Consider the following 1,560-nt stretch of genomic DNA (forward strand, 5'->3'; position numbering starts at 1 on the left):
CAGCATTGCTTTCGTAACTTTTAAAATCCTGATAAAGCCCGTAGTTATCAATACTTACAAGCATTGATTGCGTTGCTTTCGTCGTCGTGATCATCGTTGCTTTCGCGTTGCTTTCGTCAAGGTTTCGTTGCGATTTCATCGCTTTACCGCGTAAAAACTCTAATACCTGAAAGACTTGATCTTTCGTAGGTCGTTCCGTCCTCGCTCCTACTTTCCAAGACACGGCTTCGATAATGTCAGGTATAGATGTACTAAGCTGGCCACGCTTGAGCCCTTTGTACTCGCTGTGCTGTGCTTGAGTCAGAAGGTACAACCAAACTTTTAAGTAAAGTGGAGGCTTGTCCCATATCTCGCTCTCGATGATCTTCCGAGCAATGAGTATGCAACCGCCCTGTACTAGCGGTTCTCCCATCGCCTTACACCGCCTTATTGTCGCGTTCTAACTTCTCAGCAATGGCACGTTCAATCCATTGATGCTTTGATTTCAGAATCGATCGGGTTAAGGCTGACTCGATCCTACGGTGGATCTCATCCTCCACACGGACCGGGAACACTTTAATTTTCTCCTTGCTCATTGTGATCACCTCGTATCAGTATTGTATTTACATAGTATCATATTAGTTACTATATTGCTAGTACCTCGTAGCAATTTTGTCGGTTTGCGTTACAGTTTTGTTGGGAATGATTTATAGTAAAAGTAGGATAACAAAGTAGGAAGAAGGATTATCATGATTAAGTCCAAATTACACATTCTGATGGGCAACCATAAAATCAAAAGCATTCTGCAGCTGTCGGAGCTCACCGGAATCTCTCGGGCCTCATTGACTCGGATTTACAATGACCAGGCAACAGGGGTCGAACTTGCTACGCTCAACACCCTGTGTAAACATTTCAATTGCACCATTGGCGATCTACTGGAGTATGTGGAAGATTAGAAGAACTAAATAACCGGATCAAATCTGTGTAGTTCTCGCTCGTTCATTTCCTTTAGCAACGCATCCATTCTCTGTTCCAAATCAAGGCGTCTTTCCTTCATCTCCCGGAACCACTCGGACACTTTTTCTGGATCGCTATCGGACATGAACATAGCAAGGATGTCGATTAGCTCATTTTGTGATAAGTCTGCTTCTTTGATGACTTGTACCATAATGCGGTGTTTATGATTTCTGGACATGTTCTTTTCTCCTTTGCTTTGATCTTGCGCGTAGCGCCCCCGTCCAACAGCATATGCTTAGCGTCAGCGGAGGCCGTAGGTGGGGGTCTTTACTCTATGGATTTACATACTTTGTATCCATAGTCTTATTGCTTTAGGGAGCCAATATAGATGATCTCGTAGCCTCATCGGAAGATCTCCTCACGTAACGTTTTATTCATTCAGATACTTGACCAGCAAGACGCTTTGCCTTTTTAATAATGTCTTCATTTGGCGACCACTCAGGACTTCCTTCGTCCAAAAGTAACGTCTTAATCATTTCCTTTAAGCCATCCACGGTTGCGGTTTTTAAAACATCTCTAATTGTGTAGTCATGATGTGCTTGGTCAACGCTATTGTACATATGC

General features: G+C 43.4%; 4 protein-coding genes and 1 pseudogene. 1 reads left to right on the plus strand and 4 read right to left on the minus strand.

Annotated features, from left to right (window positions below; translation table 11 throughout):
• Positions 1–412: pseudogene (locus AC1DWB_RS34895) on the minus strand (DnaD domain-containing protein); the annotation flags it as partial.
• Positions 413–416: 4 nt separating this feature from the next.
• Positions 417–575: a hypothetical protein gene (locus AC1DWB_RS34900; RefSeq protein WP_477545656.1), complete on the minus strand. Its 159-nt coding sequence runs from the start codon at positions 573–575 to the stop codon at positions 417–419.
• Positions 576–728: 153 nt separating this feature from the next.
• Between AC1DWB_RS34900 and AC1DWB_RS34905 the strand changes: the two genes are divergently transcribed.
• Positions 729–935 (plus strand): helix-turn-helix domain-containing protein, encoded by a 207-nt coding sequence (locus tag AC1DWB_RS34905; RefSeq protein WP_477545657.1) that lies wholly within the window; start codon positions 729–731, stop codon positions 933–935.
• Between the two features lie 5 nt (positions 936–940).
• Here the strand turns inward: AC1DWB_RS34905 and AC1DWB_RS34910 are convergent, their stop codons facing one another.
• Together AC1DWB_RS34910 and AC1DWB_RS34915 are read right to left on the minus strand one after the other, a co-directional pair.
• Positions 941–1,174 carry a hypothetical protein gene (locus AC1DWB_RS34910; RefSeq protein WP_477545658.1) on the minus strand — a complete coding sequence of 78 codons (234 nt, stop codon included), beginning with the start codon at positions 1,172–1,174 and terminating at the stop codon, positions 941–943.
• A 196-nt stretch (positions 1,175–1,370) separates the two neighbouring features.
• On the minus strand, positions 1,371–1,560 hold a 190-nt coding region (locus tag AC1DWB_RS34915; protein ID WP_477545659.1), incomplete at its 5' end, for a hypothetical protein.

Source organism: Paenibacillus sp. P4_E11 (assembly GCF_056401635.1).